A 15,871-nucleotide genomic window follows, 5' to 3' on the forward strand; every position below is an offset into this window, starting at 1 on the left:
ATGCCTGACGACCACAGCAAGGTGGCCCCACTCCTTCCCATCCCGAACAGGACAGTGAAACGCCTTCGCGCCGATGATAGTGGATGGACATCCGTGAAAGTAGGTCATCGTCAGGCACCCCATACCGAGAGCCCCTGCAACATGCGTTGCAGGGGCTTTTGACGTTTGTGGCACGCTTGCAGCGCTTGCCATATTTGCAGCCGTGGAGTGCCGCTGCAGAATACAGATGTGGAATGCCGGTGATACCGGCGTTCATGAAGCCGGGGCTATTGTGCAATAACGCGTCAGGGGCGGGCAATGGTGTTCTGATCGACCAGGGCACCGATTTGTGCATTGCTCAGGCCAAGCACCTGGGCCAGCACTTCTTCTGTATGCTCGCCCAGTACGGGGGCGGCCGAGGCGGGTTGGCGCGGTATCGCAGCGAAATCAAGCGGCAGGCCAGGCATGAGATAGTTGCCCACGCCCGGCTGGTGGACATCGGCAAAAATGGGGTTTTCGTACAGGCTGGCAGGCCCGGTTTGCTGCAGGCGTTGCACCATGGAGTGATACGGGCCCCAGCAGACGCCATGGGTGTCGAATATCTGCTGAATGTCGGCCAATGGGCGTTTCAGGCACCAGGGCTCGAGCAGGCCGGCAATATCCTTTCTGGCCTTGAAACGATTGCCTTCGTCGTCGAGGTCCAGCCCAAGCTGCACGCCAAGGGCCTGCATGGCGTCTTCGAGCCCGGTGGCGCTGCACAGGCTGCGCCATTGTTTGAGGGTCAGGCCCACCACCATGATCCGATGGCCATCGGCCGTGCAGAAATCCTTGCCGAACGCACCAAACAGGTAATTGCCATAGCGCTGGCGTTCCGTACCCAGCTGGGCCTCGGCAATGAAGCCCAGATGCCCCATCATGGCCAAAGCTGCGTCTTCGAGCGCCAGTTTGACATGCTGGCCCCGCCCCGTACGTTGCCGGTGCCGCTCGGCCGCCAGGATGCCGATCACGGCCATATGTCCGGTGATCAGGTCCCAGGCGGGCAGTACGTGGTTACAGACGTCATCGCTGTCTTCGGGCCCGGTAATCGTGGGCAAGCCCAGTGTCGAGTTCACCGTGTAGTCGACAGCTGATTTTCCATGGCGATCACCCGTGACGGTCAACTGGATGAGGCTGGGCATGTCCGTGCTGAGCTTGTCGTAATCGAGCAGGCCACGCGCCGGGAAGTTGGTCAGCAGAATAGTGTCTTTTCTGGCCTGGATCAGGGCGCGGGCCAATTCCCTGCCCGCATCGGTGCGCAGATTGATGGCGACGGATTTCTTGGCCTTGTTCAGGCCATTCCAGAACAGGCTGCGGCCATTTTGAGCCAGTGGCCAGCGGGTGTTGTCCAGCCCGCCACTGAGCGGGTCGATGCGGATGACATCGGCCCCCATCTGTGCCAGTGTCATACCCCCCAGTGGGGCCGCCACGAAGGCAGACAGTTCAATGACGTGAAGATCGTCGAGCAAGTTGGGAAACATGGTGTCTTTCAGGCAGTAATGGGTTCAAGCAGTCGTGGATGAATGATGCGAGGCGGTGGTGCCGGCCGATGGCCCTGATTCTTCTGCAGCTTCTTTCAGCATGGCCTGATACAGGCTTCGGGACACGACTTTCAGGGCCAGCGTTTCTTCTGCCCCTTCGAAGATGGATAATACACGGGCATCGACGAAATGCCTGCTGACGGCTGTCTCTTCAGCATATCCAAGCCCACCGTGCAATTGCTGTGCCTCGCGCGTGACCCGTTCTGCGGCGCGACAGGCCAGCAGCTTGACCAGGCTGGCCAGCATGGGGTTGCCACCGGAAGACAGTTCGTGGCTGACGGCATAAGCCAGTTTGCGGCAGGCCGCATACAGGGCTGCCATGTCGCAGATTTTCACCTGGGTCAGTTGATGATCGGCCAGCGGCTTGCCGAACAGCTTGCGACCCCTGGCCTGGGCGATGGCTTCGGCCAGGGCCGCGTGCATGACGCCTGCCGCTCGGGCTGCCGTCTGCATGCGGCCACCGGTCATGCCGGCCATGGTGTAGTAGAACCCCCGGCCCCGGCCTTGTTCGGCGCCGATGAGCTGCTCGTCGGGGACGAGGTAGTCTTCGAAATGGAGGTCGAAGGAATGCATGCCACGATACCCTATGGTAGGAATCGCCCGGCCCGAGAGCTTGCCGCCGGCTGGCTGATGGTGCTCGAATTCATGGCCGGAGAAAGAAGGCTTGTCGACCAGAAACAGGCTCAGGCCCTGATAGCCGGGCCGGGGCTCGGTTCGTGCCACCACCATGATCAGGGTGGCCTTGCCGGCAAACGTGCACCAGGTCTTGGCACCATTGAGCAACCAGCCCTGCGGGGTATGGCGCGCCTTGAGCGTGAGCCCTGCCACATCGGAACCATGGTCTGGTTCGGTGATGGCAATGGCACACAGCGCTTCGCCACTGGCCATGCGCGGCAGCCAGTGGTTTTTCTGGGCCTGGGTCCCGCCTTCGAGCAGTGCCCGGGCGAGAATCTCCGGGCGGGTCAGCAGGCTGCCGGCAGCCCCCAGCGATGCATCCGACAGGGTTTCCGTGACTGCGAGCATCGTCGGCAGGTCGTTGGGCGAACCGTCGGCGCTACCGCCGTGATGCGCCGGAATGCTCAGGCCGAATGCGCCCATCGAGCACATGCCTGACAGGATTTCTTCGGGCACGGTGAGGTCGTTGCGATGGATCTCGGCCGCCCGTGGACGCACGACATCTTCGGCAAAGCGCTGGAAGGCCGCCTGGATCATGGCCACGTCGGGATGCATGTCGACCAGGCCGATGCCTGCGGGGTTTTCGATGGCCATGGCGCCGAGGCGTGCCTTTTTCGGTGCGGCGCAGAACTCGCGCCGCAGCGATTGAAGGGCGCTGCCGTAAGCCAGACGCCCGATGGGCTCGGGGTCCATGCCGGCGTCGGCATATACGCGCTCGAGACGTGCCAGAATGGATTGAATGGCGTCGAGCGTGTAGGCCATGGCCAGGCCTGCGTCCAGGCCATGGTCGGGGCGCAGGGTCTGGCACAGGTGGTGGGCGGCCTGCCATTCTGCGCAGGCCCAGGCCAGTTCGTAGCTGCTGGCCTGGCAGCCATCGAGCAGTGTATCCTTCAGCCGGTTGTTTTCGCTGCATCGGCGCGCAAGCGCCATGACGGCCGCGTCAAACAGAGCCCTGGTCTCGGCCAGGGCGCTCTGCACCCTGCGGTGTTGCGATGAAGGCGCTGATTCGTTTTCTGTATTCATGGTGTGCTGCCAGCCTGTGAAGTGTCCGGGTAAAGTACGATGGATGGGTTCATGATGCAGTATATAAGCCTGGACACAACTTTCCGATCCGATCATGCATAGACAAAAATTCTTGCCCTCAGCTCTTGGAAATGCTTCCGCTCATTATATGGAATCACTGTACGCCCAGTTCCGCGCAGACCCTGCGTCGGTCGATGCGTCGTGGCAGAGTGTATTCCGGTTCCTCGACGATCTGCTGCAAGACGGCGACCAGGCAGTCGGCGGGGTGGGGCAATCCGCGGCGCCGGCCCTCGCATCGTTCTTGCGTGCCGTCCTGTTGCGGCGCCATGGCCACTTGCAGGCCGACCTGAATCCGCTGTCTGCACCCGATCGGGGGCCGGCCGATGCGCTCGAGGCGTTTCTGGCACAGCAACTGAGGCTGGACACCGATCCAGGTACGCTGCAGGGCCAATATACCGGCAAGCTGGCTGTCGAGACCGCACATATGTCGGATCTGCATCGTATTCAATGGGTGGATGAACGCCTCTCGCAGCCGTGGCCTGAGTGTTCTACCGATGTTCTTCTCGATGCCTGGCGCAACGTGGTGGCGGGCAGTGAATTCGAGCGCTTTTTGATGACCCGGTTTCCCGGGAAAAAGAAATTCGGCCTCGAAGGCGCAGAAATCCTTCTGATTGCGCTCGATCAGGTGTTGTCACAGGCTGCGCGCATGGGTGTCGAAGAGGTGGTGCTGGGCAGCATGCACCGGGGGCGCCTCAATCTCATGGCCAATGTCCTCGGCAAGCCGCTGGTTGAATTGTTCGCCGAATTCATGGGCCTGCACCCGTTTCCCGACGCCGCGCACCTGCCGGCCGATGTGCCCTACCATCTGGGCCACGAGGCTATCGTGACAAAGGCCGGCAAATCCATCCGGATCCGGCTGCTGCCCAATCCATCCCATCTCGAAGCCGTCGATCCGGTGGCACTGGGCGTGGCCCGTGCGCGTCAGGCGCTGCGGCCAGATGGGCAGGCGGGCAAGGTGCTCGCCCTCATCATACACACCGATGCGGCGGTCATCGGGCAGGGCATCGTCAGTGAATGCCTGCAGTTCAGTGGTGTGGCCGGGTTCGGTACAGCCGGCACCATTCATCTGGTCGTGAACAATCAGCTGGGCTTCACCACCGAGCCGTCCGAAGGGCGCAGTTCGCGTCATTGTACGGATGTATGGAAGGCGGTCGACAGCCTGATCCTGCATGTCAATGGTGAATGCCCCGAGGCGGCCATCCGGGCCGCCAGCCTGGCGGTCGAGTATCGCCAGACCCATGCGTGCGACGCCGTTATTGATCTGGTGGCCTTTCGGCGGCACGGCCACAATGAGTTCGATGAGCCCCGGTTCACTCAACCCGTGCTGTATCAGGCAATCGATCACCATGAATCACTGGGCGCGCAACTGGAAAGCCGCCTGGCCGCAGCAGGCGCCTTCGATTCCGAGGTGGCCGGGGCCTTTGCGCGGCAAAACTGGGAACGGTTCGATGCGGCGTTTGAAGCAGCCAGCGCGCGCAAACGGCACGACGCGGATCAGCAGCACGACACGGATCAGCAGCACGACACGGATCAGCAGCACGCCGCAGGTCAGGAATACGACCCGGACCAACAACACAATACGGATCAGCAGCACGACGCCGGCGTCCGTTCGTATCCTGATGGTCCGTCTGCTGGCCCGGATACGGGTGTGCCTCGGGAAAAGCTGCTGGGCATGCTCGAGGTGCTGGCCCATGTGCCCGAGTGGCTGACGCTCGGCGACCGGCTGGCGCGGCAGATTCGTGCGCGCAGCCACATCGGCCAGGGGGTTGCCTGGGCGGTGGCCGAAGCGCTTGCTTTTGCAAGCCTGCTGGCCGAAGGCACGGATGTACGCCTCAGTGGCCAGGATGTCGTACGCGGTGCCTTTTCGCACCGTCATTTTATCCTCACGGATATCCATGACAACCGGAAATACTGTGCACTGAATCATCTTGGTGCAGGGCAGGGCGCGTTCGAGGTCATCAACAGCCCCCTGTCGGAATACGCGGTACTGGGCTTTGAATATGGCTACAGCCTGGCCGCCAGGCACGCGTTGACGCTGTGGGAGGCGCAGTTTGGCGACTTTGCCAACGGCGCGCAGATCATGATCGATCAATTCATCAGCAGCAGCGAAAGCAAGTGGCGCCAGTCTTCCGGGCTGGTAATGCTGTTGCCGCATGGGCTCGAAGGGCAGGGGCCCGAACATTCTTCGGCACGCATCGAGCGCTACCTTCAACTGTGCGCCGGGGGCAACCTGTGGCTGATCAACCCGAGCACGCCCGCCAACTATTTTCATGCCCTGCGCCAGCACGCGCTGACGGCTCAGCCCCGCCCGTTGATCGTGGTGGCGCCCAAGACCTTGTTGCGCCTGCCTGCGGCGGTCTCGCCACTGGACGCATTCTGTCCGGGCGGGCATTTTTCGCCGCTGCACGTCAGTGCTGCATCGGCGCAGGCCTCCAGGCTGCTCGTGTGCTCGGGCAAGATCGCTTACGAGCTGGAAGACTACCGCCAGGCGCAGGGCCATCCGGATGTGACGATTGTCCGCCTCGAGCAGCTGTACCCTGTGCCGTCGGCCGAGTTGCAGGCCTTGTTGCAGGCCAGCCCGTCGGCGGAACTGGTCTGGGTCCAGGAAGAGCCTGAAAACATGGGGGCCTGGTCATATTATGATCGCCGTCTCGAAGCGCTGGCCCGGCTGGCCGGCTGTGCCAACCCGCGGTTCAGGTTCTGCGGCCGGCCGGAAAGTGCTTCGCCAGCGGGCAGCTTCCACTCGAATCACGTGCAGGATCAGGCGCTGATCGTGGAGCAGGCCTTTGCCTGAACCCTGTTCATGCCGCAGCGGACCGCAGCAGCATCATGGTCTCGTGCGCGGGCAGCCCCATGACGCCGGTGTAGCTGCCTTCCAGGCGCGTGATGAAGGCAGCGGCGCGCCCCTGTATCGCATAGGCGCCTGCCTTGCCGAAGGGCTCGCCGCTGGCGATGTAGGCCGCGATGTCGGGTTCAGCCAGGGCCTCGACATCCACATCGCTGGCACTCAACGCCTCCCACAGCCGGCCGCGTGCCCATAAGGCAACCGCAGTGAGCACCTGGTGGCGTCGGCCCGAGAGAAGCCTCAGCATCCGGGCAGCGTCGGCTTCATCGGCGGGTTTGCCCAGCACCTGGCCGTCCACCGTTACCGTGGTGTCTGCGCACAGAATGGGACACTGGTGCCACTGGATGGGCCAGTCGGGCGGTATGGATGCCGGCCTGCCGCCCGCGTGCAGCCAGGCATGGGCGTGCAGCGCCTTGTTGCGCGCCGTGCGACAGACATATTCGACCGCGGGCTCGTGTGCCAAGCGTGGTTCGTCTTCCCCTTCGGGGGCCGGTACGTGCAGTACCCCGTGTGCAACCCCCAATTGGGTGAGTATTTCGTGGCGCCTGGGGCTGGCCGACGCGAGCAGCATGAAGCCCGCCATCAGGCGCCTGCCTCCGCACGTATCCATGCGCCTGCCCGCGCGCGTACCCACGCGTATCGCAGTTCGGCACTCGTCGGCGGCCGGCATGCATCTGTCCCCGCACGTACCCATGCGCCTGCCCGGGTCTCAGTGCACACGCAGGATCTTCATGCCGTTGGTGCCGCCGCTGTCGCTGTAGAAGTCACCCTTGGTGAGGATCACCCAGTCACCCTTCTGCAGCAGCCCCTGTTGGCGCAGAATGTCGATGGCGGCGTTGCTCACGTCGGCGGGTGGCAGCCGGGTGGCATCGAAGGGTATGGTATAGACACCGCGAAACAGCGCTGCGCGACGTTGGGTGCCCACATGGCGGGTATAGCAGTATATGGGCACGCCCGAGCGGATGCGCGACATGATCAGCGGCGTGTGGCCGCTTTCCGTGAGGGAAATGATGGCCTTGATACCGGGAAAATGGTTGGCGGCATACATGCTGGCCAGTGCAATGGTTTCATCGCAGCGCGCAAAGGTTTCGCCCAGCCGGTGATGTGACTGCGTGCTGGTGGGCTCCTGTTCGGCCCCCAGGCAGATGCGTGCCATGGCTTCCACGGCCTGCACGGGATAATCGCCCGAAGCCGATTCGGCCGAGAGCATGACGGCGTCGGTGTAGTCGAGCACCGCATTGGCGACGTCCGACACCTCGGCGCGCGTCGGGATGGGGCTGGCAATCATGGATTCCATCATCTGGGTGGCGGTGATCACCAGCTTGTTCAGCGTGCGGGCGTGGCGGATGATTCTTTTCTGCAGGCCCGCCAGCCGGGCATCGCCGATTTCCACGCCCAGATCGCCCCGGGCCACCATGACGCCGTCGCTGGCGCGGATCAGATCATCGAGTGCCGCGTCATCGGCCACGGCCTCGGCGCGCTCGATCTTGGCAATGATCCAGGCCGGGCTGCCCGCGGCTCGCACGAGCTCGCGCGCGCTGCTGATGTCGGCACCCGTGCGGGGAAACGAGACGGCCACGTAATCGAGCTCGAGCTCGGCGGCCAGTTCGATGTCCTTGTGGTCCTTGGGTGTCAGGCTGGGTGCGGAAATGCCCCCGCCGCGGCGGTTGATGCCCTTGTTGTCGGACAGTTCGCCACCCACCAGAACCGTGGTCTGAACCTGGTCGGCATCGACCGACTCAACCCGGAGAATCACCCGGCCATCATCCAGCAACAACTCGTCGCCGGGCGCGCAATCCTGCACCAATGGCGGATACTCGATGCCCACGATGCGATCCGTGCCGGCATCGAGCGGATGCAGGGTCGACAGGGTGAAGGGCTGCCCGGGCTGCAGTGTCACCCGCCCGTGTTCGAAGCGCGCAATCCGGATCTTGGGCCCTTGCAGATCCCCCATGATGGCCACGTGGCGGTTCAGGCGCTGGGCGATGGCGCGCACGCGCAGCACGCGTTCACGATGCTCGCTGGCCTGCCCATGCGAGAAATTCAGGCGCGCGACATCCAGGCCTGCCAGAATCATGGCTTCGATGCGTTCCGGGCTGGAGGTCGAAGGGCCCAGGGTGGCAACGATCTTGGTACGGCGACGCGGTGTCATGAGAATCTCCGGAATGTCGATTGCAATAGCCCAAAACGTCAACTGCGGTGGTACGGATGCCCGGTCAGTATGCTCCAGGCGCGATAGAGTTGCTCGGCGAGCAGTATGCGCACCATGGGGTGCGGCAAGGTGAGCGATGAGAGCCGCAGGGTCTGGTGGGCCGAGCGCTTCAGGCCGGCATCCAGACCGTCGGGCCCGCCGATCACAAAAGCGGCGTCTGTACCGCTGTCGCGCCATTGCTGTACCAGTTGGGCCAATTGCATGGTATCGAGCGCCTTGCCGTGTTCATCCAGTATGATGCGCAGCGCCCCATCCGGCAAGGCAGCTTCGATGCGCAGGGCCTCGGCGCGCATCAGCTGCCCGGGCGTCTTGCCCAGCGCGCGCGATTCGGGGCGGATTTCGTGCAATACCAGGGGGCAATCGCGCGGCATGCGGCGCGCGTAGTCATCCCAGGCCGCCTGCACCCAGCCCGGCATGCGCTGGCCCACGGCACAGACATGCAGTTTCATGGCCCCAGCAGTTTCACCCTGACCGGCTTGCCGCCCCAGATTTCCTCGAGGTTGTAATACAGGCGGGTTTCGGGCTGCATGCAGTGCACGACGATGTCGCCCAGGTCGATCAGCACCCACTCGCCCGTGTCTTCACCCTCGAAAGCGATGATGTCCAGCCCTTTTTTCTTTGCCTGTTCGGCCACGTGCTGGGCAATGGAGCGCGTCTGACGGCTCGAGGTGCCACTGGCGATGATGACGCGGTCGAACAGGCCCGTCAGGCCCGTTGTGTTGAAGACCTTGATATCCCTGGCCTTGGCATCTTCCAGGGCGTCGATGACCAGTCGTTGCTGTTTTTGCAGGTTCATGTGGTGATTTCTTGGGCGTGAGCCCCGTTCTGGTAGAGATGATGGGTGTGGATATAGGATAGTACCTGGGGATGCAGCATGTCGTGGACCGGCAGCCCGCGGGCCAATGCCGTGCGGATCTGTGTGGCTGAAACCGGGTCGGCCTCGAACGGGATGCGCAGCAATGGTTTTGCAGGGGCCGCCCGCAGCGCCTGGCGCAGTTCGGCGGGGGGCTCGGGAGCAAAGCCGGGCCGGCAGGCGACCGCCAGCTGGACGTGCTCCAGGATATCGCGCCACCTGTGCCATGTACAGAAATTGGCCAGCTGATCGGCGCCCAGAATCCATACATAGTCTGCGCCCGGATCGAGTGCGCGCACGGTATCTATCGTGTAGGTCTGGCCCGACCGGTCGAGCTCGATCGGATTGATGACCAGAGAGGAATCATCGCCACAGGCCAGTTCGAGCATGCGCAGCCGATGCCGTGCCGCGGTCTGCAACGGGCTGCGCTGCCACGGGGCTGCGGCTGGAATCAGCTGGACCAGGTCGAGCCCCAGATGCGCACGGGCCGCGCGCGCCAGCCGGATATGGGCCCGGTGCACCGGATCGAAGCTGCCGCCCAGCAAGCCGATCTTCAGGCGTCGAGCCATGCACGCGGCTTGAGGTAATCGGCCAGCCGGGCCTCGGCCGTACCCGGTTCGGGATGGCAGTCGTAGCGCCATTGCGCCTGCGGTGGCATGGAAAGAAGAATGGATTCGGTGCGCCCGCCGGATTGCAGGCCAAACAGCGTACCGCGATCATAAACCAGGTTGAATTCGACATAACGGCCCCGGCGCAAGGCCTGAAAGGCCCGTTCGCGCTCGCCATAGGCGCTGGCCTGGCGCGCCTGCACGATAGGCACGTAGGCGGGCACAAAACACTCGCCCACCGCGCGCGTGAGCGCGAAGCAGGTATCGAAATCAGGCGTGTTCAGGTCATCGAAGAACAGGCCGCCGACGCCGCGGGTTTCATTGCGGTGGCGCAAAAAGAAATACTCGTCGCACCACGTCTTGTAGCGGGCGTATTTGTCGGCGCCGAAAGGCGCGACGGCATCGCGGCAGACCCGGTGGAAATGGCGGATGTCGTCATCCACCGGATAATAAGGGGTCAGATCCAGCCCGCCGCCAAACCAGTACACGTCTTGCTCGCCGCTGTGCCCATGGGCCACGAACAGGCGTACATTCATGTGCGTGGTGGGGACATGGGGGTTGCGTGGATGCAGAACCATGGAAACACCCATGGCTTCCCAGGATCGCCCGGCCAGTTCGGGGCGTGCCGCACTGGCCGAAGGCGGCAATGCTGCGCCATTGACGTGGCTGAACAATACGCCAGCCCGCTCAAAAACGGCTCCGCCTTCACAGTAGCGCGCCACGCCCCCGCCGCCTTCGGGGCGTGTCCAGGGATCCCGGCCGAAGGCTGACCCTTCGAGTGCTTCGAGGGACTGCACGATGGCCTCCTGGAGGCCGGCAAAGAAATCGTGCATTTGCTGGATGGGTACCATCATGTCGTGCCTCGGGGTACGGTGGAGCCGGGCAGGGCGCGCCAGCCGATGTCCTGCCGGTACTGGCAGCCTTCGAAATGCGTTTCACCCACGGCCCTGTAGGCCAGCTGCCTGGCCTGGCGTACTGAATCGGCCAGCGCGGTGATGCACAGCACGCGCCCCCCGGCTGTGACCAGCTGGCCGTTCTGCAGGGCAGTGCCGGCGTGGAAGGTCATGCAGTCTTCGGTATCGGGGGCCAGGGCCGTGATCGGCTGGCCGTTTTGCGGGGCTTGCGGGTAGCCGGCCGAGGCCAGCACGACACCCAGCGCCGTGCGTCGATCCCAGTCGATTTCGGCCTGGTCGAGCGTGCCGTCGATGGCGTGCTCGATGATCCGGGTCAAATCACCTTTGACGCGCATCAGGATGGGCTGGGCTTCGGGGTCGCCCAGGCGGCAATTGAATTCGAGCACCTTGAGGCTGCGGCTGGCATCCGCGCCTGGCCCGATCATCAGCCCCGCATAGAGGAACCCTGTATACGGCACGCCGTCGCCGGCCATGCCGTGTACGGCCGGCAACATGATTTCGCGCATGATGCGGTTGTGCAGGGCTGGCGAAACGATGGGGGCGGGAGAGTACGCACCCATGCCGCCGGTATTCGGCCCCTTGTCGCCGTCGAGCAGCCGCTTGTGATCCTGGCTCGTGGCCAGGGGCAGGATGTTGCGCCCATCGCAGAGCACGATGAAGCTGGCTTCTTCGCCTTCGAGATACTCTTCTATGACGACGCGCGCGCCCGCGTTGCCGAAGGCGCTATCGGCGCCCAGCATGTGGTCGATGGCGTCCAGGGCTTCTGCGGTGGTTTCTGCGACCACCACCCCTTTGCCGGCGGCCAGGCCATCGGCCTTGATCACGGTGGGGGCACCCTGCTGCAGAACATGTGCGCGGGCCTGGTCGCGGTCGGTGAAACTCTGGTAGCGGGCAGTGGGCAGGCCGTGGCGCATCATGAAGGCCTTGGCGTAATCCTTCGAGCTTTCGAGCCGGGCTGCGGCCTGGGTGGGCCCGCAGATGCGCAGGCCCGCCTGGCGAAAGGCATCGACCAGCCCGTCGGCCAGCGGCGCCTCGGGCCCCACGACCGTGAAGCCGATTTTGTGTTCAAGAGCGAACGCGACCAGATCTGCGGTTTCGGTCAGGGGCAGGTTTTCGTATTCGGCGCTGCTGGCCGTGCCGCCATTGCCGGGGGCCACATAGACTTTCTGTACCCGTGGCGATTTGGCCAGGCACCATGCCAGGGCGTGTTCGCGTCCGCCGGACCCGATGACCAGCAGCTTCATTCGGCTTCGTCCATGATGGCGTTGGTGTAGACCTCCTGGACGTCGTCCAGGCCTTCGAGCAGATCGATGATTTTCTGCATGCGTTCTGCGTCTTCGCCTTCGAGCTCGACTTCGTTCAGCGCCTTCATGACCACGCCATCGAGTTCGGGTTCGAGCCCGGCCTCGGTGAACGCCTTTTTCAGCGTGGTGTATTGACCGGGTTCACAGGTGACTTCGATGACGCCTTCATCATCGGTCTGTACGTCATCGGCACCGTGTTCGAGCGCGACTTCCATGATGGCGTCTTCGGACGACCCTGGCGCAAACATGAACTGCCCGCAATGCTTGAACATGAACACCACGCTGCCGTCCTGGCCCAGGTTGCCGCCGTGTTTCGACAGCGTGTGGCGCACTTCGGATACGGTGCGCTGGCGGTTGTCGGTCAGGCAGTCGACCAGGACCGCCGCGCCGCCAACGCCATAGCCTTCGTAGCGGATCTCTTCGTAGTGGCTGTCGTCGCCGCCCCCGGCGCCGCGCTGGATGGCGCGCAGGATGTTGTCCTTGGGCATGTTGGCCGCGGTGGCCTTGTCCCAGGCAAGCCGCAGTGCGGGGTTGGCGCTGGGATCGGGGCCGGCGTCGCGCGCAGCCACGGTGATTTCACGGATGATTTTGGTCCAGAGCTTGCCGCGCTTGGCGTCCTGACGCCCCTTGCGGTGCTGGATATTTGCCCATTTACTGTGTCCGGCCATAATGATCGTTCTGCTTGAAGCTTGATAAACACATGATTTTACCCGTTAATGTCGATTCGGTCTGCCCGCATCGCCGGTGCCCGGCTCTTGTCCAGACTCGAGATCAGGATGGCGCCGATGATCAATGCGCCGCCCAGAAGCGCCCTGACGGATGGGTACTGGGCAAAGAACAGGGCTGCGAAGGCAATGGCATAGATGGGTTCGAGGGCGATGATGATGGCGGCGCTGCGCGCCTTGAGCCGGCTCAGGCTGGCAACCAGCAAAGCGTGCGAAAACGCGGTGCAGACGACCCCGAGTATGAAGAGCCAGAGCCAGTCGGATGCGCGCAGGCCGGTGAACTCTGCCAGGCACCAGGGCAGTGTCAGGGCCGCCACGATTGCATTTTCAATGCAGGCCAGGGCGTGTGCCGGCCACTGGCCGACCGCCTTGCGGTTGGCGAGCGTGAACAATGCAAACGACAGCCCCGAGCCGATCGCCCACAGCAGGCCCGTCGTGGCCTCGTCGCGGAAGTTGAAGGAAGGGGCGACCAGGCCCAGCCCCACGCTCACGATCGCCACGATCAGCCACTCGAATGCCCGCGTACGTTCGTGAAAAAACAGGCCCTCGAGCAGCGTGATGAAGGCGGGGAAACTGGCAAAACCCAGGGTGGCGATGGCGATGCCGCCGATCTTGACCGCCATGAAAAAGCCCACCCAGTGGATCGCCAGCAACAGGCCGGCCAGACCCACGGAGACGCTGACCGCCCTGCCGGGGCGGGCGATCCCGTGGCCGAGATGGCGCATGAACAGCAACAGGCTCAGGCTGGCAAACGCGGCGCGTCCGGCCGTGATCAACCAGGCACTGCCCTGGATCAGTTCGCCAAGGATCCCGGTGAGCCCAAACAGTACCGCAGCCACATGAACGGCAATGCGAGCTTCACCTGATTTCATGCTAGTCTGAACCTGTTGATTGAACCATTGCCCCTTGGGGGCCGGAGAACACACAGTGGAACACGCAAATGCCATACGCGTACACCAGCATGGTGGCCCTGAAGTCATGCAGATCGAACGCGTCGAAGTCCCGCCGGTCGGGCCCGATGAAGTCCGCATCCGGCACCGGGCCATCGGCCTGAATTTCGTCGATGTGTATTGTCGCACGGGGCTTTATCCCAATCCGGTGCCGCACGGTCTGGGTTTCGAAGCCGCCGGCATCATCGAGGCCGTGGGCGCCGAGGTCACGCACCTCAAGGTCGGTGATCGGGCCGCGTATGGCCAAAGCCCGCTGGGCGCGTACGCCGATCTGCGCAACGTGCCGGCCCACAACGTCGTGGCCATCCCCGATGCCGTCAGTTTCGAGCAGGCCGCAGCGCTGATGCTCAAGGGGCTGACCGTCCAGTATCTGTTCCGCCAGACCTACCGTCTCAAGGGGCATGAGACCATCCTGTTTCATGCGGCAGCCGGTGGTGTCGGGCTGATCGCCTGCCAGTGGGCCAGGGCGCTGGGCGTGCGCCTGATCGGCACCGCGTCCACGCCCGCCAAGGCGGCGCTGGCGCGCCAGCACGGGGCCTGGGAAGTCATCGACTACAGCCGCGAAAACGTGGCCGAACGGGTGCTCGAACTGACCGACGGCCAGAAAGTGCCTGTCGTCTACGATGGCGTGGGCAAGGCCACCTGGGAAACCTCGCTCGACTGCCTGCAGCCGCGCGGGCTGATGGTCAGCTTCGGCAACGCCTCGGGCCCGGTCGACGGGGTCAATCTGGGCATACTGGCCACCAAGGGGTCCCTGTATGTCACGCGGCCTACGCTGGGCACGCACGTGCCCACCGTGCAGGCCATGCAGGCGGCCGCTGCCGAAGTCTTCGACCTGGTGACTGCCGGCAAGCTCGATGTCATCATCGGCCAGCGTTTTCCACTGCACGAAGCCGCCCAGGCCCATGCCGCACTGGTAGCCCGGCAGACCACCGGGGCCACCGTGCTCACGCTCGACTGACGCAGACTGACGCGCCTGGGCTGAAGTACCGGCAAGTGCCGGTCCGCCCGGCTTGAAGCACGAGGCCACCAGGCTGCAGCACGGGCTGGCCAGGGCGGGGTGCCGGCCCGCCTGGCTAAAGCACGAATCCTGGGTGCGCTCAGCCCTGGCCGAGGTGGTATGCCTGTACCCGCTCCACTTCGGTGCGCGAGCCCAGGATCACGCCCACGCGCTGATGCAGGGATTCGGGCTGGATATCCATGATGCGCTGCGCGCCGTCGGTGGCGCAGCCGCCTGCCTGTTCGACCAGGTAGCTCATGGGGTTGGCTTCGTACATCAGGCGCAGCTTGCCCTTGCGGCCCGACGCCCGGGCATCCCTGGGATACATGAAGATCCCGCCCCGGCTCAGGATGCGGTGCACATCGGCCACCATGGATGCAACCCAGCGCATGTTGCAGTTCTTGCCCAGGGGGCCGTTTTCGCCCTGCAGGCATTCGTCGATATAGCGGCGCACGGGGGGTTCCCAGTGGCGCATGTTCGACATGTTGATGGCGAACTCGGCCGTTTCTTCGGGCAGGCGCATGGTGTCATGGGTCAGCAGCCATGAACCCATTTCGCGATCCAGCGTGAAGCCCATCACCCCGTTGCCCACCGTGAGCACCAGCATGCTTTGCGGGCCATAGACCGCGTACCCGGCGGCAACCTGGCGGCTGCCCGGCTGGAGGAAATCGCGTTCTTCGATTTCGCGCCCGCTGGCTTCGGGTGGGGCCTGGAGCACCGAGAAAATGGTACCGATGGAGACATTGACATCGATGTTCGATGACCCATCGAGGGGGTCGAACAGCAGCAGGTTCTGCCCCTTGGGATAATGGTGCGGGATCCGGTGGATGGACTGCATCTCTTCGGAGGCCATGGCAGCCAGATTGCCACCCCATTCGTTGGCCTCGAGCAGGATCTCGTTGGACAGCACGTCGAGTTTCTTCTGGATTTCGCCCTGCACATTCTCGCTCTCCAGGCTGCCCAGCACACCCCCCAGCGCGCCTTTGCTCACGGCGTGGCTGATGGCTTTGCAGGCTCGCGATACGGTTTCGATGAGCAGGCGCACGTCGGCGGATACGGCCTGGTGCAGGCGTTGCTGTTCGACCAGGTATTGCGTCAGAGTCTTGTGTTTCAAGGTGGTTCCTCGGTTTCTGGTAGGTGGGAGTC

The 15,871-nt window shown here is 63.8% G+C and carries 14 protein-coding genes and 1 rRNA gene; 3 read left to right on the forward strand and 12 right to left on the reverse strand.

The window, feature by feature from the left end; all coding sequences use genetic code 11:
- Nucleotides 1–3 precede the first annotated feature (3 nt).
- A 5S ribosomal RNA gene (gene rrf / locus WCY17_RS09050) occupies nt 4–116 on the forward strand.
- A gap of 168 nt (nt 117–284) precedes the next feature.
- Here rrf and WCY17_RS09055 read toward each other — a convergent pair.
- Nucleotides 285–1,496 carry a CoA transferase gene (locus WCY17_RS09055; protein WP_372701858.1) on the reverse strand — a complete coding sequence of 404 codons (1,212 nt, stop codon included), beginning with the start codon at nt 1,494–1,496 and terminating at the stop codon, nt 285–287.
- A gap of 24 nt (nt 1,497–1,520) precedes the next feature.
- The gene (locus tag WCY17_RS09060; RefSeq protein WP_372701859.1) at nt 1,521–3,254 is read right to left on the reverse strand and encodes an acyl-CoA dehydrogenase family protein; all 1,734 of its coding nucleotides are present in this window, start codon (nt 3,252–3,254) and stop codon (nt 1,521–1,523) included.
- 94 nt (nt 3,255–3,348) lie between these two features.
- Here WCY17_RS09060 and WCY17_RS09065 point away from each other — a divergent pair, with 94 nt between their 5' ends.
- Nucleotides 3,349–6,108 carry a 2-oxoglutarate dehydrogenase E1 component gene (locus tag WCY17_RS09065; protein ID WP_372701860.1) on the forward strand — a complete coding sequence of 920 codons (2,760 nt, stop codon included), beginning with the start codon at nt 3,349–3,351 and terminating at the stop codon, nt 6,106–6,108.
- Nucleotides 6,109–6,115: 7 nt separating this feature from the next.
- On the opposite strand, the gene WCY17_RS09070 is transcribed toward WCY17_RS09065, so the two are convergent.
- The 9 genes from WCY17_RS09070 to WCY17_RS09110 form a co-directional block, all read right to left on the reverse strand.
- Complete coding sequence (locus WCY17_RS09070; protein ID WP_372701861.1) at nt 6,116–6,769, reverse strand: nucleoside triphosphate pyrophosphatase; 654 nt, start codon at nt 6,767–6,769, stop codon at nt 6,116–6,118.
- Between the two features lie 99 nt (nt 6,770–6,868).
- Nucleotides 6,869–8,311 (reverse strand): pyruvate kinase, encoded by a 1,443-nt coding sequence (gene pyk, locus WCY17_RS09075; RefSeq protein WP_372701862.1) that lies wholly within the window; start codon nt 8,309–8,311, stop codon nt 6,869–6,871.
- Between the two features lie 38 nt (nt 8,312–8,349).
- A complete protein-coding gene (gene rlmH / locus WCY17_RS09080; protein WP_372701863.1) occupies nt 8,350–8,820 on the reverse strand; it encodes a 23S rRNA (pseudouridine(1915)-N(3))-methyltransferase RlmH in 471 nt (156 codons plus the stop codon).
- Nucleotides 8,817–9,167, reverse strand: coding sequence for a ribosome silencing factor (gene rsfS / locus WCY17_RS09085; protein WP_372701864.1), 351 nt, complete (start codon nt 9,165–9,167; stop codon nt 8,817–8,819). The genes rlmH and rsfS overlap by 4 nt, the downstream gene beginning before the upstream one ends.
- Nucleotides 9,164–9,793, reverse strand: coding sequence for a nicotinate (nicotinamide) nucleotide adenylyltransferase (gene nadD / locus WCY17_RS09090; protein ID WP_372701865.1), 630 nt, complete (start codon nt 9,791–9,793; stop codon nt 9,164–9,166). Before nadD ends, rsfS begins: the two co-directional genes overlap by 4 nt.
- Nucleotides 9,778–10,686, reverse strand: coding sequence for an oxygen-dependent coproporphyrinogen oxidase (gene hemF, locus WCY17_RS09095; protein WP_372701866.1), 909 nt, complete (start codon nt 10,684–10,686; stop codon nt 9,778–9,780). The genes nadD and hemF overlap by 16 nt, the downstream gene beginning before the upstream one ends.
- Nucleotides 10,683–11,990 carry a phosphoribosylamine--glycine ligase gene (gene purD / locus WCY17_RS09100; protein ID WP_372701867.1) on the reverse strand — a complete coding sequence of 436 codons (1,308 nt, stop codon included), beginning with the start codon at nt 11,988–11,990 and terminating at the stop codon, nt 10,683–10,685. The genes hemF and purD overlap by 4 nt, the downstream gene beginning before the upstream one ends.
- Nucleotides 11,987–12,718 (reverse strand): YebC/PmpR family DNA-binding transcriptional regulator, encoded by a 732-nt coding sequence (locus tag WCY17_RS09105; RefSeq protein ID WP_372701868.1) that lies wholly within the window; start codon nt 12,716–12,718, stop codon nt 11,987–11,989. Before WCY17_RS09105 ends, purD begins: the two co-directional genes overlap by 4 nt.
- Before the next feature lie 38 nt (nt 12,719–12,756).
- Nucleotides 12,757–13,647 (reverse strand): DMT family transporter, encoded by an 891-nt coding sequence (locus WCY17_RS09110; protein ID WP_372701869.1) that lies wholly within the window; start codon nt 13,645–13,647, stop codon nt 12,757–12,759.
- A gap of 55 nt (nt 13,648–13,702) precedes the next feature.
- Here WCY17_RS09110 and WCY17_RS09115 point away from each other — a divergent pair, with 55 nt between their 5' ends.
- Nucleotides 13,703–14,686 (forward strand): quinone oxidoreductase, encoded by a 984-nt coding sequence (locus WCY17_RS09115; RefSeq protein ID WP_372701870.1) that lies wholly within the window; start codon nt 13,703–13,705, stop codon nt 14,684–14,686.
- A gap of 139 nt (nt 14,687–14,825) precedes the next feature.
- Here WCY17_RS09115 and WCY17_RS09120 read toward each other — a convergent pair whose 3' ends face one another.
- Nucleotides 14,826–15,839, reverse strand: coding sequence for a class 1 fructose-bisphosphatase (locus WCY17_RS09120; protein ID WP_372701871.1), 1,014 nt, complete (start codon nt 15,837–15,839; stop codon nt 14,826–14,828).
- Nucleotides 15,840–15,871 lie beyond the last annotated feature (32 nt).

Origin of the sequence: Castellaniella sp. (assembly GCF_041677825.1) — a bacterium.
Taxonomy (GTDB): domain Bacteria; phylum Pseudomonadota; class Gammaproteobacteria; order Burkholderiales; family Burkholderiaceae_B; genus Castellaniella.